This is a genomic window from Pseudomonas helleri (genome assembly GCF_009600315.1).
In the GTDB taxonomy this organism is placed as follows: domain Bacteria; phylum Pseudomonadota; class Gammaproteobacteria; order Pseudomonadales; family Pseudomonadaceae; genus Aquipseudomonas; species Aquipseudomonas helleri_A.
Map to the genome: position 1 here is coordinate 101,526 of NZ_WIWC01000007.1, position 19,225 is coordinate 120,750.

A 19,225-nucleotide genomic window follows, 5' to 3' on the forward strand; every position below is an offset into this window, starting at 1 on the left:
AGGCCACTACTCAAGCCTGACACGGGTCAGTCATAGCTCAGGAGCGTTTAATGAACAGGCTTTACCGGACTTTCAACGTGGCAGAGTCCGCCCCGCGGTTCGCGCTCAACTCACTGACCCTGGGCGTATTGCTATCCAGCGCCTCGCCCGTTGCTTATGCAGTGCAAACTGAACTGCCAGCCACCAGCGTGACCACCTCCGAGGCATTGGGCTATCAAGCTGATCAGGCCACAGTCGCAGGTTTCGAATCAGCGCCATTGCTGGACACACCTGCTGCGATCACGGTCTTTACCGACGCCTTGATCGCAGACCAGCAAGCCCGACTGCTCAGCGATGTGTTGAAAAATGACGCTTCTGTGGGTGAAAGCTATGCGCCCGTGGGTTATTACGAAAACTTCGTGGTGCGTGGCTTCTCGTTGAATTCGGCCAGTAGTTACAAGATCAATGGCCGTACCATCACTGGCGAGCAAAATGTCGGTCTGGAAAACAAACAGCAGGTTGAATTGCTGAAAGGCCTAGCGGGTTTGCAAAGCGGTGTTTCAGAGCCTGGAGGTGTGGTCAATTACGTGACAAAGCGGGCCGCGGATGTGCGTTCGGTTACCGTTTCGACCGATGACCGCGGCAGTGGATACCTGGCCACAGACGTAGGCGGCTGGTTTGGGAGCGAGCAACAATTCGGACTGAGGGTCAATCTGGCCCATGAAGACATTCATTCTTACGTCCAGCATGCCAACGGGCAGCGGGATTTCGCGTCCGTAGCCTTCGACTGGAACATCAGCCCCAATGCCCTGCTGCAATTGGACGTTGAATACCAAAACAAGGAGCAGCGCTCAGTACCGGGCTTTCAACTGCTGGGAAACACTGACCTCCCCCATCATGCTTCGCCGAAAAAGCTGCTGGCCCACCAAAGTGGCAGCAAACCTGTGACCATAGATTCTCTGAACCTTAACGGGAATTTTGAGTACCGTTTCAGCGATACCTTAAAAGCGAGCCTCAGCGCCTCGCGCAGCAAAGTCATCATTGATGACTACAGCTCGTTTGCCTGGGGCTGTTACGGATCAGACAGTTGTGCGGGTAGTGCCGTGCCGAACTACTTCAGCCCCGAAGGCAATTACGACATCTACGATTTTCGCAGCCCCGACGACACCCGCCGCAACGATGAAATACAAGCGGCTCTCAGCGGACAATTCGATACAGGATCTCTTAGCCATGAACTGACCGTGGGCACCAGCGCATTTCGTCGTGTGGTGGACCAGCGTGAGCTCATCAACGAGATGATCGGCAGCGGTAATATCGACAGCGAACCCGAAGCCTTTCCCCGCTACACCGGCGCGGTCAATGACAGTTATCGCCGCCTGGACAGCCGCCAATACAGCGTGTTCTTCAATGACCGCATCAGCTTCAATGAGCAGTGGCAAACGGTGCTGGGTGGCCGAGAAGTCCGCCTTGATGAGCGAACGTTTGATGATCAGGGCGACACGACGCGCCACACCCAACGCTATGAGTTCTTGCCGCAGGCCGCACTGATTTATAAACCGATGCAAAACCTGTCGCTGTACACCCGTTACAGCAAAGGTTTGTCGCTGGGGGGCGAGGCGCCCTGGTTCGCCAGCAATGCCTTTGAAATATTGGCACCAAGCGTGTCTCGGCAAATCGAGGCCGGCATCAAATACGACTGGCAGCGCATGAGCGTGAGCGCCACGCTGTTTCAGATCCGTCAGGACTACCAGTACGCACGGCCCAATGACGATGCCAGTTTTACCTTTGTGCAACAGGGTGAACAGAAAAACATGGGGCTGGAATTAGCGGCCAATGGACAGGCTACTGATCGTTTGCACGTTTTTGCCAGCGTGGCAGCAATCCGCTCCAGAGTGACCGGCAGCGGTACACCTGAATATGAAGGGCACCAGACAATCAATGTGCCCACCCTGCGCGCCAGCCTGTATGGCGACTATGCACTGCCTTGGATCGAAGGTTTGGCCTTGCTGGGCGGCGTGCAATATAGCGGTAAAAAATATGCCAACCAGCAAGGTGCTGTCGAAGTGGGTTCCTACGCTATTTTCAATATTGGCAGCCGTTACAGCACGCGTATCGATGGCTATGACACGGTGTTCCGTTTGACGGTCGATAACCTTTTTGACAAGCGATACTGGCGCGATGTGGGCGAATACATGGGTGACAACTACCTGTTTCAGGGCGCCCCGTTAACCGCAAGGCTGAGCGCCTCAATCAATTTCTGATGGGGCTATTCATAACGTCACAGGGATAGTGGTGCATGGCTCTTCTTTTGCCTTCGCCGTGATTGCATAAAAAAACCGGTCCAGTTACACGAATACACATTCATTAACGATACATCCTAAGACTTCGAGCGGCTGTAGCTGACGGTTAACGCTACAAAGGCAGTGATAGTTTTCCAAACGTGAAGTGGATCAGCCACTTCACGTCAAGGAACTGCTCACTATGCCCAAGGATTACTCTCCCTTACTGGATTTACTCATCGCTTCGCGCCCAGGGCGTGAACATCAACGGGACAGGTTTAACGCTGCACTACTGGCGCTCGACATCCACTCGGTGTTCGACATCATCCGGTTCTCCAGAAACGACTTTATTGATCGACTTGCCAAGCATTGCGACGAAGATGGGGGGCAAGCCTATGACAATGCCGTCGGCTATGCCTCAAAAATAGAACTGCTGGCGCGTACCCCCTCTTTGCGCGATCCCGACATGCTACGTAACAAACGCGGCTCGACTTCCGACCCGCATGCTCCTCCCACCTACGCGACCCTGTTCCCCGAAAATGAGGACTCGTTCTGCTCGGCGTCCTCTTTGGCTGCAGTCGATTCCCCCGCCGCTTATCTGCGAGCGCTCTATATGTTTGCGCTTCAGGTTGAACAAACAGGCAAAGGAACACAAGAAAAAATAACCCTCGACCAAAGACGGCCGGCACTCAAATACTTGATGATCGACGATGAAAATACCCATCGCGAACTGCCTATGCTGACCTTGGTCAACGAGACCTTGCGCGAACATTTAAAAAAGTATTTAAACGATAACAGTGATCTCTATGGCAACCGTACAGTCGAGCAGGTGTTAACTGAACTTCGCTTTCCGTTCGAACTTCCGTTCGATCTGGCACATCAGCAATGTGTCTTGAGCCTGTCGGGCCAAAAACCGCAGCTAGGGGCCTTGAATTACCTCATCAGTCTCAAGCTTCCTTACACCCAGCAGCCTGAAAATAAATATGGAGTCGTTTATCAGGAAGCCTATGAGGCACAACGCCTGCTTACACTCTTGAGCCCTGCTCAGCAAAATCTATTAACAGAAGATATCTACGGACAAAACCCGTCACTCGATGCGCAGCCTGCGTCCTTTTTCAAAAAACACTATGGCAATGCCCAACCCATTACTGATCAACAACATTTCATGCAGAACACAGGTTTGAATACTGACCAACTCCTGGAGTTATTGGCGTTGGGACGTCACCGTCCGCAGCGCTCTGCCCATGTATTACCTGCACCCGCACAGATAACCAGCGATCAAAACATAGGTGCACGCTATATCAATGGCCCCTTGGTGGGCGGCAAAAAAAGGCTGGGACTCAGCACTTTCACTGCTGAAAAAATGCATCTTGAGCAGACCACTAACCAACGATATGACCGCTTGCAAAGGATGATCCGCTTGCAACGCTGGCTCGATATACCCTTTTTTGAACTGGACGAGTTTGTTCATAGCGCTCAACGCTGCGAAGGCACTCCATCAGACTCACTGATCATTAATGACAACACCCTGCGGGCATTGGGCGTTTTTCGCTATTTAAGTCGGCGCTTTGCCATCAACCTCAAAACGTTTTCAGCCTGGCTGTATCAGTTATCCGTGCATGGAACAGGTAAACAGGCAGCGTTGTTCGATCAAGTTTTCAACCCGCCGAATTGGTTACATTCCCCCTTGACGCTGGATAACCAACCCTTAGACCTCACTACAACGGATGCCACTCTATTTCGAATCTGTGCGTCATTGGGTCTGGAAGATACGCCAGTGTCTATGGGACTTCTCAAAACCCGTACCCAAGACTATTTGAGTCAGCCCGCTCGCAATATTTCAACCCTCTCCAGCTTTTATCGCCAAGCCACACTGCCTGGATTGTTCGCACTGTCTATTAATGAGTGCGATCAACTGGTTCATATGCTGGGTGGTGCGGACTACCGGCGGCAATTGGTTATTCCCGCCTTACGTACATCAGGCAGCAACTCTCCGCCGGACTTTCTCGACGTACTGATGCAATTGGACTGGGCTGTCACTTGGCTCAAAGAAAGCAAGACCAGCACTTCCCAATTGCGCCGGCAATTATTGCTGGACACTGCGCCCCCCCCGCATCAGTACAGGCGCGACTTGCTCAAGTCCACACTGTACTGCAAGGCACGCAAGAGTACTTTCTTCCGCAGACCATGCTCGATGAACTGGACCTTCCTCAGGCCGAAGCAAGCGCCAAACACCTTGAACTCCCTTGGAACATGCTGTTGGGAAAAGCATTGCTAAGAGCGCATGTGCTGCCTACCAGGCAACCAAAGCTGGAAGCTATGGAGAAAGCCGTCGATCAAGGCGTTGATCGCTACACAACTCTGAGCATTGACCCCGAACGTAACCGGGAACTTAAAAACGCGGCTAAACAAAAACTTTACACGGTGGTAGAGGCAGCCTTCATGCAACTTCAGCCATTGAGGGAGGATGTGGAGCGTTTGCTCAAGGATTCGTCTCAAGCCAGCGAGAATTCCGGCTTGTATAAACAGGCTTTCAGACAGGTAACCCGCGCGTTAGCCAATGCCCTTGGCGTCCAACAACCCAAGGAAACACTCAAGCACATTCTGCTGTATTTACCCAATGCCGAGGGCGACCTGCAACTGCCCTTGAGCCGTGAGGTACTGCAATCATTTCTGCTTAACCCCCACTGGCTGGACGCGGAGCAGGTAAGCACTGCCAGGATCAAACTGACACTTAGCACCCTGTATCTGTTCGAGCGATTCAATCGTTTCAACCTGAAGTACGGGGCCAATCACGACATGCTGCTCATTTATTTGAACCAGGCCAACCCACAGGTTCAGCCCGAAAACTCGATCAGCCTGAATGCGCAATGTAACCGTCAGTTATCCGAAATTATGGGCTGGAGTCCAGCTGAGGTTGAGTTGCTTACCCATCGTCTGCCAGAGAAGCGAGTGCGTTCGATGACCGAACTGGACTGGCTTATGCGCTGCCATGACACCACTAAAGTAACAGGACTCTCGGCAAAGACAGTGCTGTCAGCCACAAGTTTGACGTCTACTTTCAGCTCTGATGACTGGAAAAACGTGGGTATCGCAGCCCTCGGTACTCACTCAAGGAATGACCATGTCTGAACACATCCACCAGCAGCTCAATGAACAACTGCGAGATGCATTACTCGCGTTTTACCTCACCTACGCGCTGGTTCAAGACAACAACCTGCAAGGCAAATACGAGATCCACTCGCCTGATGATCTTTACGCCTACTGGCTTCTGGATGTACAAGTCAGTCAAGCGGTTCCAACCACTCGCGTCGCCAGTGCCATTACCAGTCTGCAACACTATATCAACGCAATTTCATCCGGGCTTGAACCCGGCTATGAAATCTTGGGTATGTCATCTGCTCAACACAGCACTTGGCGGGACAATTTGTATGCCTATTCGATATGGCGAACAGCTCAACAAGTGCGTCATTTTCCGGCTCATTACTTGGACCCGATGCTGCGCAGTCAAAAAACCGAAAATTTCCATAAACTCGAAAACGACCTGAATCAATGTCGTTTACATCCTGACAGTGTGCGCCCTGCTGTTCAACGGTATTTAACCGCGTTTGAAGAAATTGCAACCCTTACGACGTTAAGTGGTTACATCGACGGCGCCCCCAACAACTTTGCCAATAGCACGTATTACTTTATTGCTAAGTCCAATATCGACAGTACGCATTTCTGGCGTTCGCTGGATATGTCCAAGCGAACTGAAGTTTTTGTGACCGACGGTGCTCAACTCTACAAACAAGATATCCCGCAACCCGGCGCTTGGTCGGAATGGAAAAAAATCCCTATTCCAGCATCGGAATTCATTCCGGCTCATAGTATTAGGCTTGTGCGTTTGAATAATCGCTTGTTAGTGATCTGGGCTGAATGCGTGTCTCCCTCGGCCACTCACAACAGCGCCGAGTACAGTTGGGCTGAGCCAGGGGAGTCTGAAAAAAGTTATAAACTCCGCTTGAAAGACTATCTTAAAAGCCGCTTTGTACAGTTTCGCTTGTGCTTTTCTTATCTGAAATACGATGGCAGTTGGAGTGGGCCGCAAGTGTGCAGTGATGAATACTGCGTCATGAAGGAACTTAACAAACTCGACAAGGATGCCATTAAATCAGCCACTGATACTATTGCAGTGCTGGATTCGACCACACAACCCCCTTCACTGTTTATCGGCCTCAATGCCTATGCTCGACCCTCATCCCAAAAAGAGAATGACTACACCGGAAGTGATTTTTTTCAGGCCGTCAGAATCCATCATGACTTCAGCGTTAAGCGTCTAATCTCAAGGGGTACATTAGTTGACCTGGCGTTCAATGCGGAAAATGAAAAGCTGGCGCAAGGCTATTTGGCTTTATTCGTGTACAACAACAAGAACACTTTCAACTTTCATGCTCCCGCGAGCGAATCGATACTTATCAACGAGGTCGTAGCCAGCTCCCCCAATTCAGAGCAATCCAATTGGAACTTCGAAAATAAACAAGGGTTTATCCGCACCTTGCGCGCAGGTAGAGATATTGTTTACAACGCCACCTCCAGCGTATTAGAAGTCACCTCAACGCTGGACGAACAGCTCGTAGGGCATCGAAGCATTGCATTCAAAGCGAGTAATAATAATTCTGAATTAACCTTGGAGTTATGCTTGCAATGGCCCACAAATGGTGACGATGGAAAATCAGAGTTAGCGAATGGCTCCTTGTTGAGATTAACGTCCAGCAGCGGATTGCCCTGCAACTGGACATCCCTTGCCATTACCTGTCGCAAGACCGGACTTAGCTATTCAAGCTTGATTTTTGATAACGATTCCGCAACAGATACAAGCGTGCAGCCCATCGATTTAAAGCCCGTAGGCCGAGGCTGGGAAGTCCAGCTAAAAGGCAAATACATCGAGTACGATGCCTTTAATTTTATATTCGAAAACAGCAATACCGATTACCGTATTACTGTCCACTTTCATGTGCAGCAAAGCGACCCTGCAGATCACCGTTCCAATTGGGTTTTCGAGGACGCAAGTGCCACGCTATATGCACGTCACTACAAGCCCGTCGTTATCATCCCGCGCAATGATGCGCAAACCCATCCTTCCAATATCCACCGTGGTAACAGCTATATCGTAGGTGAGCCTAAAACCTCGCGCCGCGAACTCAATGGCACATCATTAAGTTTGCCCCCCGATATTCCATTTATTGCGCACATCCAACTTAACCCGAAAACCTTGCGGCCTTTAGAGGAGCAAACCCAAGGGGCGACTGATCAACCCCGGCCCATCACGATCATTCACGGAGTGCTGATTTTCGATACGGACACCCACCACAATGACCGAGTTATTCGAGGATATGCCCTGAAAGCTTCGGATGTGACGTTGCCAGCCAAAAATGGAACAACATTTACACCCATTTCGCCCAAAATCACCCGCCGGTTCGATAGTCCTGACGGAAAAGTAGAATTCATTGATTTCAGCGACTCTACGATTAATCACAGCGACAACCCTGTTTTACAAACGCCTCGGGCGCCTATTCGTATGAATACTGGCATTAGCCGTCAACTAATTGATGCCGCAAATATCAGTCTCGACCACCTTTTTACAACAAGCGCCAGCCAATGGCGCGAACCTGCAATAGAAGCAAACGCTGAACCCGGTTCACTGGATTTTCATGGCGCGCATGGCATCTATTTTTGGGAGTTGTTTCTTTACCTGCCCTGGCTTGTTGCCAGTCGCTTGAATACAGAACGCCGTTACGCCGAAGCTCAATCCTGGCTTAACTATATTTTTGATCCGCAGAGTAATAACACTGAGTTACAGCATCCTGCAGTGCATTGGAAGCTGCCTGCGTTGATAGACGATATCGGTCACGTGAGTTATGCGCAGAACCAACAGGATGACCCGAACCTGATCGCTCTTAGCGCCCCGGTCTACTTCCGTCAAGCGTTATTTATGCTGTATCTGGACATTCAGTTCAACCGTGGCGATGCCGCCTACCGTCAGGCAAGTCCTGACAGTCTGGTAGAAGCCAAATTCTGGTTTCTACGTGTCAAAAACCTGCTGGGCCCTCGGCCGAACATGACGCGTTCCGACCCGTGGCAACCTATTACGCTAAAGGAACTGGGCGCATCGACATCAAGTGAGCTGCGTCGGCTGGAAAAACGTTTGGGCCGAGACAATGAATTCAGTAGCCTTTTGCATCGAGTCCCTGACACTGACACTCAAACTGCTCTAGCACGAGACTCTTCTACCCTGTACCTCCCGCTAAATCCTGATTTTGTTGCACGTTGGGACAAACTGCAAAGCCGTCTGCATAACTTGCGCCATCACCTCAGTATCAACGGCAAGCCTCTACAGCATGCCGTATTCTCACCACCCATTTCGCCACACGCCCTATTGAGCGGATACGCGCAGAGTAACCGTGTTGGCCAAATTGCCATGCATGTCAGGCAGCAAGCGGATATTGGGTATTATCGTTTCCAGGTGATCTACGCTCGCGCCTTGACCATGGTCGAAAACGTCATACAACTCGGTAACACGCTACTCCTGTTGTTAGAACGCAAGGAGCAGGCGCAGTACTTGCAACAACAACAACTTCACGCGTGGGACCTGGCCAATATTGCAGTCGAACAACAGAAGCAAAGTTTGCTGGTCGACGAATCGAACCATCGCACGCTGCTTGCCGGTCGCAAGGTGATTGAGGGTCGGTTGAACTACTTTGAAAAACAACTCAAGGAAGGAATCTCTTCGCCAGAGGATCGTGCCAGTCAGCAGTATCTGGAAGCTGCGAAATGGGATATTGCCGCTGCAAGCGCTCAGGCCAGCGCAGGGCTAGCAATGCTGTTACCCAATATTTTCGGAACCTCCAACGGCGGGATGCGCTTTGAAGGAGCATTTCATGCCATTCAAGCGGGTGCCCAAGGGGTGGCAAACGAAAAACGCTCCAGCGCCCAACATCTGGATCGAACTGAACTGTTTAATCGTCGCGCTCAAGAATGGGCCCAAGCCTTGGATCAATGCCGGCTGGAAATCAACCAGCTCGACATGCAGCTGCAAGCCCACGAGCAACAATCGGTCACGCTACGCCTGCAACTGCGGCAGAACGAATCAGTGATGGAACATGCCCGACTGAGCTATGAAATGCTCAATAAACGTTTTTCCAGCGCCGAACTATACCAGTGGCTCAACACTCAATTGGCTGCTTTCTTCTATCAAGCATACGACGCGGCCCATGCACTGTGCCTGACCGCACAGGCATGTTGGCAATTTGAGCGGGCAGATTGGAGCAGCTCCTTCATCACAAGCAACAGCTGGAATAATCAGTTCAAGGGGATGACTGCGGGCGAATCGCTAAAACTCGATTTACAACGCATGGATGCAGCTTATCTCCAGCGTAACCAGCGTGAACTGGAGATCACCAAAACCGTATCTCTGCGCCTGTTACATGGCAAGGACACGAGCACCTCTCTGAACAAGGAGTGGACAGAACTCAAGCAGCGGATGGTCTTGGATGGAACAGTCGAATTTGCGTTGACCAAAGCGTTATTCGATGCAGATTATCCCGGCCATTACCTGCGAAGGATCAAAAGTGTCAGCGTATCTCTGCCGGCCACACTCGGTCCTTATGAGGATATTCGAGCGACACTGACCCAGCTTCACAACCAGACCCAGCTATCTGAAGTCCCTGGCGATACCCGTGACAATTTGCGGGTCAGAGAGCAGGTTGCACTCTCTACAGGTGTCAACGACAGCGGACTGTTCACCCTTAACTTCGACACTGATGAACGTTACCTGCCTTTTGAATTCACCGGGGTGGTATCCCGTTGGCGCTTGGCCTTTCCAAATCCCGCGGCACAACACGCAATGCTCGACTCCCTCAGCGACATCATTATTCATGTGCGCTACACCGCAAGAAGCGCTGGAGGCCTGGGATGAGCACACAATCTGCCACTAATGGCGATGTCGTCACACCGTCTCTGCCAAAGGGGGGCGGTGCCATACACAGTATAGGTACGGGATGGGGCGCGGTCGGTATGACTGGCGGCGCGTCATTTCAGGTTCCGTTACCTTTCTCGCCTGGGCGCGGTTTCACTGCGCCAATGAGCTTGAGCTACCACAGTGAACTGGGCAACAGCCCGTTCGGTATGGGCTGGGATGCTTCAGCAGGTGCTATCAGTCGCAATACTTTAAAGGGGGTTCCTGCCTATAACCATGAAGACGTGTTTATTGGCCCTTCAGGATCAGAACTTATTCCCGAACGTACTCTAACTAAAACCTTGTTAACCCGTGTTGCCAGTCATTACAACGGTCTGCAACTAGATTCTTCCTACACGGTGGTGCGTTATTTGCCGCGAAATGAAAACACGTTCGACCGTATCGAGCACTGGTCATCGCCGGCTGATAAGGCCGGCTTCTGGCTTGTCCAGGGGGCAGACGACAACATTCATCTGTATGGCAAAACGCTCGCAGCACGCATCGTCGACTCGCAAACGCCCACGCATGTTGCCCAGTGGTTGCTGGAGGAAAGCCTGAGCCCGCACGGCGAGCAGATTTATTATCAATACAAGGCTGACACTAACGACAATACCCCGCGCGATTTCAGCGCCCAACGCTATTTGACGCGTATCTGTTACGGCAATATCACCGCCAGGTCCCAGTTGATGCTTTGGACGGCGCAAACGCCAGCGCCCCAGCAATGGCATTTTGAGCTGGTATTTGATTATGGCGAGCGCACCCGTTCGATGACTCAAGCGCCCACCTACCTTGAGCAAACCCCGTGGCTTGAGCGCAGTGACCCCTACTTCAGCTATGCCTATGGATTCGAACTGGGAAGCCGACGTCTTTGCCAACAAGTCTTGATGTTTCACTATTTTCCTGAAGAAGCCGAAATGGGCCGCGAGCCCGTTCTGACACGCAGGTTGTTGTTCGAGTACGCATCCACCCACACTCAGGTAAACCAGTTGCACTGCGTGCATCACCAGGCATGCGAGGCGAGCGGAGCAATCAGCCACTGGCCCCCGCTGGAGTTGACCTATAGCGATTTTGCGTTGACGGTCACCCCGACTGACTGGCGACCTTTTGACGCGTTGCAAGGCCCCATTAATAGCCAGGGTTATCAACTGGTTGACTTGTACCGCGACGGCCTGCCCGGAGTGCTCTATCGTAACGATAAAAGCTGGTACTACCGCGAGCCGCTCAGGGCCGAACCTGCGCAAGACGCCAATCACGTGGTTTACGGTGCGTTACAAATGCTTGAACGCATCCCCTTTGCGGATCAAACGCGCCCGTTTCAACAATCTCTGGCAGATCTAAATGGTGATGGGCAGTTGGAGTGGATCATTGCTCAACCGGGTATGAGTGGTTTTTTTACTCTGGACAGTAACCGCCAATGGTCAAACTTCGCGCCCTTTACGGCGCTGCCACAGGAGTTCTTTCACCCCCAGGGGCAACTGGCGGATTTGATGGGTAACGGCGTGTATGACCTGGCTCTGATCGGAAGTAACAGCGTGCGCCTCTACATCAATCAAGGCCCACAGGGGTTTGCTTCAGGCACTGATATTGATCATCAACCTGACGATGACCACTTACCGCTGCCCGGCAATGGCACCACTGAACTGCTGGCATTCAGCGACGTGCTTGGCAGCGGCCAGCAGCACTTGATCCGCATTCGTCACAACGAAGTCAAATGTTGGCCAAATCTGGGGCGTGGCCGATTTGGTAAAGGCTTTGTTTTCGCCACATTGCCCTTTACCTACGCCGAATTTGAAGCATCGCGGGTCTTACTGGGCGATCTGGATGGCTCGGGGGCCAGCGACTTGCTTTATGTGGAATCTGATCAGGTGCTGATTTTCATGAATCGCTCTGGCAATGGGCTGCAAAGCACACCTGCTTCGCTACCCTGGCCCAAGGGGGTCAGGCATGATCGTTTCTCTCATGCCAGCGTCTCGGATCTGCAAGGCTTGGGGTGCTCCAGTTTGATCCTGACAGTCAATCATCCAGAACCACGTCACTGGCGCTACGATTTTGTCAGTCAAAAACCCTACTTGTTAATCAGCACCGATAACAATATGGGCGCTGTCGGTCATATTGATTACAGCAGCAGCGCACAGCAGTGGCTGGACGAAAAAAACAAGCGCCTTCGCGATGGGAAATCGTCCATCAGCGGTTTGCCATTTGCACTGCACCTTGTCACACGCCAGCAACAGCACGATCAGATCAGCGGCAATCAACTGACTCAACGCTTCACTTATAGGGAAGGTTATTACGACGGCCTTGAACGCAAATTTCAAGGATATGGGCTGTTGGTGACCACCGACACCGAGCAATCAACCCTAACGGGGAGCACTGATGGGCACACGGCTGCGCTGCTGCGAAAAACCTGGTTTCACACCGGCAAATCACTCGACATGCCCCGCGAAGATTACTGGGCTGGCGATGAGCGTGCCCAGCCTCTGGGCAATACTGTGCTCACCCGCCTGGAGGCTGGCAAACTACACGACACCTTAATAACCACTCCGTCCCCTGGTGACTTGCGTGAAGCAGCGCTTGCCCTTAGCGGTTTAACCTTACGGGAAGAAGTATTCGCCGCCGATGAGACCGAGGCTACATCTGTGCCTTACACCGTCAGCGAGCACCGCTATCAACTGCGCCAGTTACAGCCGCCCGCCTCCCAACTGGTTTTACCCTTGGAGTCGAAAACCTATCGTTATGAACGCGAGCGAACAGATCCTGCCTGCCAACACACAATCAATCTTCGACGGGATCACTATGGCGCTCTGGTTCACGGTTTAATCATTGACTACGCCCGCCGCTCAAGCCCCACAGACCTGCCCCCTTTCACCGAGACTCACCAACAAAACTGGTGGCGCGATACCCACGATCCGGCTCAACAGGCGTACTACATCAGCGAAGTTCTGGCGCAACCTATCCATCTGGACGGCAATCAGCGCTGGCGGCTGAACCTGCCTTATCGACAGCGCAGCAATGCGCTGGTAATGGAGAAAGACAGCCTCGAACCTGCGCAAATCAGCTACGAGCACTTGATCAGCAGTGGGCCAGGAAATCCGTTGGACCTGCACGTCCCTCGAACGTTGGCCAGCATGACAGTTCAGTACTACATCCTCGCAATGAGCGACTCAGCGCTGGCACAAGGACAAGCCAGCTTTGAAGCATTACCGGCCTATCGTGAATGCGCTGAACTGGACGCGACGGCGCTGTCAGCATACGACGATCTCCCCACCTTGGCAGGTGCCCCCCCTTTTGATTTGACCCGCACCCTTCGCCAGGAACACTACCATCTCATGTCAGTGTTTCTGCCCACTCCTGGCGCAGATGACACGCAGAGCGGTGCGTTAACGCCACTATGGTCACTCAAGCAAGGTTTTGCCCGTTACGGCAGTGAGCAGAACTTCTACCGAGCCACATTGTTGCATCCTTCGGAAAGTCACTCCTTCACAGCACTTACCTATGATAGCTATCACTGCCATATCGCTTCAGTGACTTCAGTAGATGGTTGCCAAACCCAGGCCGTGTATGACTACAGATTATTGCTGCCCATCAAGATTATCGATCCTCAGGGCAGCATTCAGCAGGCGCTATATGACGCATTCGGGCAGCTGCAGGCGACCAGCATTTACGGGCATGAACGCGGTAAGCCCACGGGGTTCGCCCCTCTTACGCAGTACAGGCGTCCTGCTGATGACAGCCCGCCAGCAGCTATCCAGGCTCCTGAAGCAGCGCTGTTAAATGCAGCCAGCGCTTGTTTCTATTCCCCCTTTAGCTGGATGGGGCAAATTCCTGTATCCCCTCAACGTGCGCAATGGATAGCAGAGGGCTATTTAACCCCTGAGGGACATATCCGAGCCAGCGGGCGCACACGTGTGGCCACACTGGACTTAATGCAGCCCGATAACCGTTTGTTCAGCGAGCAGATCCGCCTCGCGCGTCGAGAGCCGGTTTACAGTGCTGTATTACAGGCAGATACCTACACCACCAGCGACCCGGATATTACCCGACACATCCATATCAACCTGACGTGTAGCGATGGTTTTGGCCGAGTTTTACAAACCAAACAAAAAACCTCCGCAGGAATGGCCTACGTGGTCGACTCATCGGGACGACTGAGTCAGGACAGCCAAGCGAAGCCCCTGAGTCAACACAGCGAAAAACGATGGCGCGTCAGCGGCCGGGTTGAATACAACAACAAAGGCCTGGCTATACGTAGCTACCGACCTTACTTCGCAGATCAGTACGGATACATCGAAGACGATGCATTACGAAAAAACGGACTCAGCGATCAATTGTTTTATGACCCGCTCGGACGCCTGACGAGCAAAATTAACGCCAAGGGTGATTTAAGTCGTCAGACTTATCACACTTGGTACACCGTCAGTGAAGATGAAAACGATACCTTTGAGGAATAAGCAGTACGCTTGCACGTAACAGAAGCTGAGCGAGCCTGCATCTATAGCAGGCTCGCACTGCTCCGGGGCAACGGGCGCAAATTGCTCTCAATGTGGATCGCGTATGCCGGCAACTCGGTAGGTACGAGCACCGAGGTGCTCAAACATCAATCGATATGCACTGCGCCGTTTCCCGGCACCTGGAAACCCATGAAGATCCGCAGACCACAAGTCACCGTCGTCGCGGTGTTTGTGCCAATGCACCGCAGCCATCCGGCCTTCATTCAGATGACCCAGCGTGATTGCGATGCTGCGACCCTCACGACCACTCATAAGATGCGCGACCTCAGATGTATCAACACTGAAAGCCGATGTACTTGAGCCCGTAGCAAGGGCCTGCTTGCGGGTGCTCGCAGGAGCACTTTCACCTTTCACCACTTTTCGCTTGGCCAGCGGCGTGGAACCCTGGACGTCGAATCGGCTAAGCCCGCTTGTAGCTGAGCTTTGGGCCACCACCTCTCGAGCAGGTTCGCGTAGCAAAATATGGCTATAGCCCAGCTGACGCAGCTCTTTGCCCATTGGCCTATCAAGCTCAATCAACTGGTTCAAGCGCTCTTGAGAGGTCGCTGGTCCAATAAAAGCATAAATTTTGCCTTCCGCTGTCGTGTGTGACTGAATCGAAAGCTTTTCGTCATCATGTTGTTGTTGATAAAAAAAATTGACCAGCCGATTCGTCTCTTCGTGGGTCAGGCCCCGAGACTCGGCAATGTATACAGCACATTCAGACAGCCACTTAGCTACTGTTCTTTGCCTGTGGTCCGGGGAGTTAAGCAAGGCACGCCTGCTTTCTCTCTGATAGCCTTCATGAAGCAACAAAGCCAAAATGCTCACTCCGAGCAAGGCACCCAGGCTTGCTCCAATGGCGGGTTCACCTGCCACTGCCCAGCCCAAGCCCGCCCCCAGTCCTGCGAGTATCGGAATAAAAGCAAGCCCCAAGAGCACGCGTTGAGTCATTCCAACCCCCTGACGCCCGTCCATATCACGCAAGGTCATCGGATTGTTGTTCACCATCCTGTAAAGATTAAGCCCATTGATATCGTAGCCGGGGTCAGGGCTTATCCAGCGCTGCAACCAAGGCGCGTAATATCTCAAACCGTAGTAGTAGAGCCCCGTTGCGTCCCGCTCTTTACCCGAATAGCGAAAGGTCTTGAACGTCACCTCAATTGAATTTTTCGCTGCACACCATGCAGTGGCCCCATAGGGGTAATACCCTTCCTGACTGAGAAGCGCGGCTTGCTCATCAAGTTCCAGCGAACAACTGCCAAGGGGATCCGACAGGCAGAATCGAAGTTGCTCGTCATCTACCGCTCGGGGTCTGCCCTTCTCCCATAGCAATGCCTTGACCGTCGCACGCCCGGTGTCGACTGACACGACCGTGAACCACTGACCCAGCGCATGGTCACGGCGTAACTCGAGCCCTGGCAAATAGATAACTTCACGCGTATGGGTCAGGCTCATGGCTTTGCTCGACCGGCATTTGAGAACACGCATCCCGCCCGCATCGTATGTATAGGTCTCCATGTCGTCTTCAGCGTCGTCGCGAAGGACTTGGTTAACCCGAGTCAGTTGGTTGCGCACGTTCCACTCCATGCTCTGGCTCTGTGCCAACATTTGCTGGTTGCCACAACGGTCAAAACTACTGTCCGCGAACGGGCTCTTTGCGTAGAGGATGCTTCGATTACTGTTTAGCGCCACATGCATGCGCTGGGTGTAACCCTGTCCTGACGAGGGTACATGCCGCATTTGTAATAGATTACCGCCCGCATCGTACTGATACTGGCGAGTGTAGTTACGCCACAGATTACTTTGGGGAGCACCGAACATCACCCATCCCGGCAATGCCGGACCACCGTTGTGCTGCGCATTTTCGCGCCCGGTGGCGTGGATCAACTGGTAGAGGGTGTCGTACTCATACAGGCTTATGGCATTGACCTTCGCATTGCTGGTCCAGGTGGTGGGCTGTGCAGCATCATTGATGCTGCATACATTGCCCACCCGGTCATAGCCATATGTGAGGTCCTGGAGTGCATGCTCCCGGCGCTCGGAACGGTAGCTTGCCAGCCGCTGTAAGCTGCCATCAGCCTCGTTGTAACTGACCTCAGTAATCATGCCGTTGCCTGCGCGCTCCTTGATCACAAGTCCCATTGCGTTATAGATCCTGTGGTCCAGCACAACTTTGCGCTTACCACTATTTAACAGCAGTGAAACCTGTGTCAGTTCACCTTCCGGGCCGTATTGCGAGAGATGACGATTACCTTTGGCGTCGATCTGCTCACGCACAGCGCCCAATGCAGTGTATTGCCAGCTACTGCTAAAGCGCTCGGAACGCAACGCTGACTCGCGAAGGCTCTGCACCACAGACCAATTGATTTCACCGGGCACCAGCGCAAAACGGCGGGACTCACCGCTAATGCTCCCCATGAGTGCGTAATGATCGTAGTTCACGCATCCCGCTGTATCGTCATGACGCGTCAGCCGACCACAACAATTATTCTCAGCCAGTTCAGAGGTCACAGCACCGTAGGTTAAACGCTCAACGCAACGCTCCTGTTGGTCGTTACTGGCCTGTTCAAATAGCGCAATGGGCCTGAGCAATGAATCATATTCATGGCGTGTTCTGGCACCGCGACCGTCCCAGCGCTGAATGGGCTGCCCGCCACTGCCAAACAGCGCCACGCTGCGCCCGGCATCAATGGAATCGGTGCTCAATGCCAGTCCCGATAGACTGTAACGGTGGCTAATATTAGGAAGTACAGAAGGATCGCCCAGCTGCAGTGCATAAAAGCGCGGATCCCATTGTTCAAGCAAGTATCCGGATGCACTCCACACATTGCGGGTGATGCGTGCCTTGGGCGTATCCCCGCTGCGCAGCCGGTGGTAAGCCACCGAACGCACTACGGCTCTCCGGGGGTCTATAGCAATGAGTGAAGGTGTATGACGGTGTAGGGAAGGCATAAATAACTGACCTGCTTGGCACAATAATTGGTCCAAACTAAACAGTCACTCTGCTTCTTGCGGGGTATTTATTCGTTGTTTTTTGCGCCGGCATTAGCGTGTATCGAACGCTTTAACTTCAGCCATTTATTGATAGCATGCTAATAAAAACCGCAAGCTAGACAGCTCGCTTCGACTTTCTATCATTCCCAGTGATAGTAACCTTTGCTGGGTTCGATTCGTTTGCCAGTACGCGCGCCAGCATTATCCGCCCATCTCAACAAATTGGCGGATACACCCCTCATGGAACAGTCACTGAAACATTTGCGCTTCCCACTGGCGGCTTTGGCCATCGTGGTGATGAGTGCATGCGGAAAAACGCCACAAGCGACTGCTCCTGCTCCCGCAGCAAAAGTCAGTGTGGCCAAAGTGCTGGAACAGCCGGTCAACGAATGGGACGAATTCACCGGGCGCCTTGAAGCGCCAGAAACGGTTGAAATACGTCCGCGCGTGTCGGGCCAGATTGATCAGGTCGCCTTTACCGAGGGCGCCCTGGTGAAAAAGGGCGACTTGCTGTTCCAGATTGACCCGCGTCCGTTCCAGGCCGCCGTACGCCAGCTCGAAGCACAAGTGCAACAAGCTCGTGCCAACGCCAGCCGTACTGAAAACGAAGCTCAACGCGGTGAGCGTCTGCGCCAGAGCAATGCCATTTCTGCAGAACTGGCGGACTCGCGCACCACCGCAGCACAGGAAGCTCGCGCCGGTGTCGCGGCAATTCAGGCGCAACTGGATCTGGCCAAGCTCAACCTGAGCTTTACCCGTGTTACATCGCCCATCAGTGGCCGTGTCAGCCGTGCTGAAATCACCGCTGGCAACATCGTCACCGCTGATGTCACCCCCCTGACCAGCGTGGTTTCGACAGACAAGGTATACGCCTACTTCGACGCCGACGAACGCGTATTCCTCAAGTATTCGCAACTGGCCCGTCAGGGGCAGCGCGGCCAGACCACCCCGGTCTATCTCGGCCTGTCCAACGAAGAAGGTAATCCTCATCTCGGTCAGATGAACTTCGTCGATAACCGGGTTAATCCGCAAACCGGCACCATCCGCGGTCGCGCGGTATTCGACAACGCCGATGGCAGCTTCACGCCCGGCCTGTATGCACGCCTGAAGTTAGTGGGCAGCGGCACCTACTCTGCGGTACTGATCAATGAAGAGGCGGTCGGGACTGATCTGGGCAAGAAATTTGTACTGGTGATGGATGCGGACAACAAAACCACCTACCGCACGGTTGATCTGGGGCCAAAAATCGAGGGCTTGCGCATCGTTCGCAGCGGCCTGAACAAGGACGACACCATCATCGTCAAAGGCTTGCAGAAAGTACGTCCCGGTTCGCCGGTAGCACCTGAAGTGATCCCGATGGCCAACGAACAAACCCTCGCCGCACTGGCACAACAACGACAAGCTCTGGAAGCCAGCAACCTGCCACAGGTGAAGCCCGCCGCCAGCGCGCCGAAGCTGGCCAGCGTTGCGACTCCGCGCGGTTAAGG

At 53.0% G+C, this 19,225-nt stretch carries 7 protein-coding genes; 6 read left to right on the forward strand and 1 reads right to left on the reverse strand.

Going from position 1 to position 19,225, the window contains the following annotated elements:
• Positions 1-50: 50 nt before the first annotated feature.
• The 5 genes from GHN86_RS06670 (at position 51) to GHN86_RS06690 (ending at position 14,702) form a co-directional block, all read left to right on the forward strand.
• Complete coding sequence (locus GHN86_RS06670; RefSeq protein ID WP_153378270.1) at positions 51-2,240, forward strand: TonB-dependent siderophore receptor; 2,190 nt, start codon at positions 51-53, stop codon at positions 2,238-2,240.
• 220 nt (positions 2,241-2,460) lie between these two features.
• Positions 2,461-4,536 carry a Tc toxin subunit A gene (locus GHN86_RS06675; RefSeq protein WP_153378271.1) on the forward strand — a complete coding sequence of 692 codons (2,076 nt, stop codon included), beginning with the start codon at positions 2,461-2,463 and terminating at the stop codon, positions 4,534-4,536.
• Between the two features lie 41 nt (positions 4,537-4,577).
• A complete protein-coding gene (locus GHN86_RS06680) occupies positions 4,578-5,390 on the forward strand; it encodes a hypothetical protein (protein ID WP_153405418.1) in 813 nt (270 codons plus the stop codon).
• Positions 5,383-10,215 (forward strand): neuraminidase-like domain-containing protein, encoded by a 4,833-nt coding sequence (locus tag GHN86_RS06685; protein WP_153386274.1) that lies wholly within the window; start codon positions 5,383-5,385, stop codon positions 10,213-10,215. Before GHN86_RS06680 ends, GHN86_RS06685 begins: the two co-directional genes overlap by 8 nt.
• Entirely contained in the window at positions 10,212-14,702 is a 4,491-nt protein-coding gene (locus tag GHN86_RS06690) for a SpvB/TcaC N-terminal domain-containing protein (protein ID WP_153386276.1), read from the forward strand. Before GHN86_RS06685 ends, GHN86_RS06690 begins: the two co-directional genes overlap by 4 nt.
• Before the next feature lie 87 nt (positions 14,703-14,789).
• On the opposite strand, the gene GHN86_RS06695 is transcribed toward GHN86_RS06690, so the two are convergent.
• On the reverse strand, positions 14,790-17,636 hold the full coding sequence (locus GHN86_RS06695) for an RHS repeat-associated core domain-containing protein (protein ID WP_323369958.1): 2,847 nt from the start codon (positions 17,634-17,636) through the stop codon (positions 14,790-14,792).
• Positions 17,637-17,978: 342 nt separating this feature from the next.
• Between GHN86_RS06695 and mexE the strand changes: the two genes are divergently transcribed.
• Positions 17,979-19,223 carry a multidrug efflux RND transporter periplasmic adaptor subunit MexE gene (mexE, locus tag GHN86_RS06700; protein ID WP_153378276.1) on the forward strand — a complete coding sequence of 415 codons (1,245 nt, stop codon included), beginning with the start codon at positions 17,979-17,981 and terminating at the stop codon, positions 19,221-19,223.
• Positions 19,224-19,225 lie beyond the last annotated feature (2 nt).